4 protein-coding genes are annotated in these 2,739 nt (G+C 62.0%); 1 reads left to right on the forward strand and 3 read right to left on the reverse strand.

All coding sequences use genetic code 11. From position 1 onward, the window contains the following. Window positions 1-99: 99 nt before the first annotated feature. From ACFDS3_RS20460 to ACFDS3_RS20470, 3 genes are read right to left on the reverse strand one after another with little or no spacing between them, the layout of a single operon-like run. Window positions 100-384, reverse strand: coding sequence for an HAD-IA family hydrolase (locus tag ACFDS3_RS20460; RefSeq protein ID WP_375264165.1), 285 nt, complete (start codon window positions 382-384; stop codon window positions 100-102). Next, entirely contained in the window at window positions 282-761 is a 480-nt protein-coding gene (locus ACFDS3_RS20465; protein WP_375264166.1) for an HAD family hydrolase, read from the reverse strand. Before ACFDS3_RS20465 ends, ACFDS3_RS20460 begins: the two co-directional genes overlap by 103 nt. Window positions 762-805: 44 nt before the next feature. Beyond that, entirely contained in the window at window positions 806-1,681 is an 876-nt protein-coding gene (locus tag ACFDS3_RS20470; RefSeq protein WP_375264167.1) for a sugar phosphate isomerase/epimerase family protein, read from the reverse strand. 236 nt (window positions 1,682-1,917) lie between these two features. On the opposite strand from ACFDS3_RS20470, the gene ACFDS3_RS20475 reads away from it, so the two are divergent. Then, on the forward strand, window positions 1,918-2,739 hold an 822-nt coding region (locus tag ACFDS3_RS20475), incomplete at its 3' end, for an ABC transporter substrate-binding protein (RefSeq protein WP_375264168.1).

A 2,739-nucleotide genomic window follows, 5' to 3' on the forward strand; every position in this document is an offset into this window, starting at 1 on the left:
GTGTCTTATCGGGCATCTTGAGCATTCCTTCGCGGTCGAAGCCAGACTTGTTCCAGCACGCTCCCACCGGAAAGGATGCTGTCATTGCCCTGTCATGGCTCATGCGGCCTCGGGCTGCAGAAGCACAGCCAGGTCCGGTGCCGTGCTGACGACGCATGACGCACCCGCTTCCTTTAGCCGGGTTGCATGACCCGGTTCGACATGGCTAGCGCCGGTGAAACAGATAGCCTGTGCTCCGGCGGCCATCGCTGCGGTGATCCCGGTCACGCTGTCGTCGATCACTACGCAACGTCGCACATCCACTCCAAGGCGCGTGGCGGCATGGAAGAACAGGTCGGGGCAGGCTTGCCCTGTGCAACGTCCTCGCCACTGAAGACGCGGCATTCGGAATGGTCGGCCAATCCGGTGAGGCCAAGCGCCAGGGCAAGACGAGCGTGGCCGCTGTTCGAGGTAACGCACGAGGGGATGCGCAGCGCGGCAAGGACATCCGCGATGCCGGACATAGGTCTCAACCGCGCGCGGAACCGCTGAAACAGCAGCAGATCGAAACGCGCCGTATGACGCGCGGTTAGATCCACCTGATAGGTGTTGCGTATGATTTCGCGCGCTGCCTCAGCGGTTTTGCCAGTGAAAAGCGCCGAAGCTTCTGCTCGGGTCACTTGGATGCCGAGTTCCGCGAGGTAATCGACCGTGGTCTGGGCGGCCAATAGTTCGCTGTCCACGAGGACGCCGTCACAGTCGAAGCAAATCAGGTCGGTCATCTCATTGCCTCGCGTATTCACGCACATTCTGGGCTGCTCCGGTATCAGCGGGCGAGTTCAAGGTTGGCGAGGTATTCAGCCGATGGGAGGATGCCCGTCTTGTCTCGAAGCTCCATGATCAGGCGGGGTTTGCTCTTCAACGGAGCAAGCGCGGCGAAGACCGCAGGCCAGTTCACGGTGCCCTTGCCGATAGCCCAGTGGCGGTCGGCATAGCCATCGGCATCCTGAAGGTGGATGTGCTCCAGCAAGTCTCCGGCGCGGTGGACGTAGTAGTCGACCGGCGGGGCCCCAGTTGAGCCGTGCGCATAGTGCGCGTGGCCGGTGTCAATCGAGACCTTGATCGCCGGGCTGTCGAAGCTGCGGGCCAAATCGCAGCGGGTATCGGGATCCTTGTCCTCAATATTCTCGAGAACCATCGTCACATTGGCCCCTTCGGCGCGCGCGATCACCGGGTCGAGTGTGGCATGCACCAGTTCCACCACATCCTGCCGGGCGTTTGAAAAGTTGTCGAGGTTGTTGTGCATCCACGTCGAATAGGGGCTGTGGATGACCATCTGGGTCGCGCCAAGGGCTTCACAGACCGCCAATCCCTGCTCCATCCGTCTGGTGACCAGCGCTCGCAATTCGGGATCAGGATTGGCCAAAGTAAGCCCCCAGAACGGACCGTGGATGCCAAGCCGACCCGTGTAGCCGTCCAGCAGTCTGCGGGCACAGTCTACGCGGGGCATCCAGTCGCTGTTGAGAACGTCCGCGGTGATGAAGTCCTGGAGTTCGAGATCGCGCTGATCGGCGATGACCCAATCGCGGTGAGTTTCGAGAACATCGAGCGGCATGGCTGCGCCGAGTACGGGAAGTGAGGTCATCCGAGGCTCCGTTACTTTGGGGGTGCGCCGACCGAGGCCGACCTGAGAATTGCGCATCGAGAGGTCCTCACAGGCACCTCCGACGGCACTCGGCTACGACTGTTTCGTGACGGCATGATTACAATACTTCACTCGAAGTTCAGAAACCGGAGCGTCACTCCACCTTTCGCGAAACCGTAACGGAAGCTTTTCGGAACTGTCACATCTGGCGGGTTCAACGGCGGCGACGCAAAGCCGCAACAGAAACCCACCCCGGCACATCCCCCGGATGCCCGGCATTCCAGGAGACAGAGATGATCAGACTTAACCGACGCCATGCGCTTGGCCTGATGGGCGCCACTGCCGGCGGACTCATGCTGCCCGGTTATCTGCGGGCGCAGGGGGCTCGTCCCTCGGTGACAATCGCGGTGCAGAAGATCACCAACAACAATACGCTAGACCCGTGGAACGAGCAGTCCAACGTGGGTGAGCGCATACTCTATCCGAACCTGTGGGAAGGCCTGATCCTGCGCGACTGGATGGGCGATCAGGGTCCGGTGCCGGGCCTGGCCACCGAGTGGACCCGCATCGACGACAAGACACTGGAGCTGAAGCTGCGTCCGGGCGTCAAGTTCCACAACGGCGACGAGATGACGGCAGAGGACGTGGCTTTCTCGTTTTCGAAGGAGCGGGTGTTCGGCGAAACCGAGCCGGCCGGCGGCAAGACGATCTTCGCCGAGAACTTCAAACCCGATACCGCCAAGGACATTCCCGCGAGCGTGCCAGGCATCGGCCGCCGCAAATGGCCGTCGCTGTCAGGCGTGGAAATCGTCGACAAATATACCGTGCGGTTCCACAATGCGACGCCTGACGTCACGCTGGAAGGCCGCCTTTATGCAGGCGGCAGCCAGATCCTGAACCGCCGTGCCTGGGATGAGGCCGCGACCTATCAGGATTGGGCGGCCAAGCCCGTAACCACCGGCCCCTACTACGTCGAAGAGCATCGCCCCGACGTGTCGCTAACCCTGCACGCCTTCGACGACTACTGGGGCGGGCGCCCGCCGCTCGAACGCATCACCTTCGTCGAAGTGCCCGAAGTGTCGAGCCGGGTGAACGGTCTGCTCTCGGGCGAATAC

The sequence above is a fragment of the Palleronia sp. genome, from assembly GCF_042089775.1.
Taxonomy (GTDB): domain Bacteria; phylum Pseudomonadota; class Alphaproteobacteria; order Rhodobacterales; family Rhodobacteraceae; genus Palleronia.

What these genes read in the sequence shown, in the direction of transcription:
- ACFDS3_RS20470 (WP_375264167.1), bottom strand. Translation starts at nt 1,681, where the DNA reads ATGCGCAATTCTCAGGTCGGCCTCGGTCGGCGCACCCCCAAAGTAACG.
- ACFDS3_RS20465 (WP_375264166.1), bottom strand. Translation starts at nt 761, where the DNA reads ATGACCGACCTGATTTGCTTCGACTGTGACGGCGTCCTCGTGGACAGC.
- ACFDS3_RS20460 (WP_375264165.1), bottom strand. Translation starts at nt 384, where the DNA reads ATGCCGCGTCTTCAGTGGCGAGGACGTTGCACAGGGCAAGCCTGCCCC.